The sequence below is a fragment of the Stenotrophomonas sp. 2YAF22 genome, assembly GCF_052114665.1.
Taxonomy (GTDB): Bacteria; Pseudomonadota; Gammaproteobacteria; order Xanthomonadales; family Xanthomonadaceae; genus Stenotrophomonas; species Stenotrophomonas indicatrix.
This window is the reverse complement of record NZ_JBFRFE010000791.1, coordinates 1-1,606: the sequence shown is the minus strand read 5'-3', so window position 1 is coordinate 1,606 and position 1,606 is coordinate 1. Positions and strand designations below refer to the sequence as shown.

Annotated in this window: 2 protein-coding genes; both read right to left on the bottom strand. The window is 64.4% G+C overall.

What is annotated here, in order from left to right:
- Positions 1 to 137: 137 nt before the first annotated feature.
- Positions 138 to 785, bottom strand: a complete 648-nt coding sequence (locus tag AB4Y84_RS21165; RefSeq protein WP_025878804.1) for a response regulator — start codon at positions 783 to 785, stop codon at positions 138 to 140.
- A 201-nt stretch (positions 786 to 986) separates the two neighbouring features.
- Positions 987 to 1,606, bottom strand: a 620-nt coding sequence (locus AB4Y84_RS21160) for a phosphatase PAP2 family protein (RefSeq protein ID WP_442250876.1), incomplete at its 5' end; no start/stop codon positions are given.

Genomic DNA, 1,606 nt, shown 5'->3' with positions numbered 1-1,606 from the left:
GGGGCGTGAGCCGCATGGATGCGGCGACCGAGCTTACATGGACGTACTTGCAGCGTCCCCTGCGCAGCCCATCCGTCCGGCCAACCCCACGAATCCCGTCGCACCACCGCGAGGGGCTCAGCCGTTGGCCGAAACCCTTACAGCGGACGTGCCGGATCCACCAGCCCGTACTGGCTGGCCATCCGCGCCAACGCGATGTTGTCGTGGATTCCCATCTTCTCGAACAACCGCGCCTTGTGCGTGTTGACCGTCTTCGCGCTCAGGCTTAGACGACGGGCGATATCTTCCTGGCGCAGGCCCTGGGTCAGCAGCAACGCCACTTCCAGCTCACGCGGCGACAGGTTGTCGAACGGCGAGCCGTTGCCTTCCACGGTGGACAACGCCAGGTTCTGCGCGATGCTCGTGCCCAGGTAGCGCCGTCCGGCGGCAACGTCGCGCACCGCACGCAGCAGTTCCTGCGCATCACAGCCCTTGCCGATGTAACCGGCGGCGCCGGCTTCGAGCAGGCGCTTGGGCAGCGGACCGTCTTCCAGCACCGACACGATCACCACCCGCGTGCTGCGGTGGCCACGGACGATGCGCTCGGTCACTTCCATCCCGCTCACGCCGGGCAGGTGCAGATCACACAGCACCACGTCCGGTTGCAGCTGGCGGATCGCTGGCAGCGCGTCTTCGCCCGTTTCGGCCTCGCCCACCACTTCAATGTCGGTTTCACTCGACAGTATCATTTTCATCCCGGTGCGGACCAACGCATGGTCATCCACCAGGTAGACTCGAATCGTCATTCACGTACCTCTTCGAATGCGGCCAATACGGGTCAACCTAGGCAGGAGCACCTGACCACTGCAAGCGCGGATGTTGCGCGATTCCGGCGTTCTGCCTTGCGCATCACATTCTTCACGCCTGATCGTGCCCCTTGCCCTGCAGAACCCGTTACAACGAAACAACCCGTCCCTCAGGTAGACGCCCTTGGGAGGGCATCCACGTCACTCCCCTTGCGTGATCGCTTCGCTGGCCGTCGCTGGCGGCGAACCGTGCCGTCGCCATGGATGACGGCGGCTGAACATGACCAGATAGCACCCTACCACCCAAACCAGCGCGGCACACCACCCGGCCAAAATGTCGGAGGGGTAATGCACCCCCAGATAGACCCGGGAAACGCTTACCAGCAGGCTGAACGACGGCGCCAGCAGCAGCACCGGCCAGCGCCAGCGGGTATTCCAGGCCAGCAGCACCAGGGTGACCGCCAGGGTCATCGAGCCCATCGCGTGGCCGCTGGGGAAACTGAACGTGGATTCCGGCGCGATCGATTCCCACAGGCTGGGCCGGTCGCGCTGGAAGAAGTGCTTGCTGCCCATGTTGAGCAGCGCCGACCCTACGAAGCTCACCGCCACGAAGGTCGCTTCACGCCAACGCCGGTGCCAGGCCAGTGCACCGACAATCAGCACATCGGCCGGGATCAGGAACCACTCGTAGCCCAGCTTCGACAGCAGCACGAACACGTGGTCCAGCCACGGCGAATGCAGGCCGTGCATCTGCCACAGCAGCGGCGCATCGAAATGGAAGGATTCGAACTCGTGCACCTCGTCGGCCAGGGCGACGAATC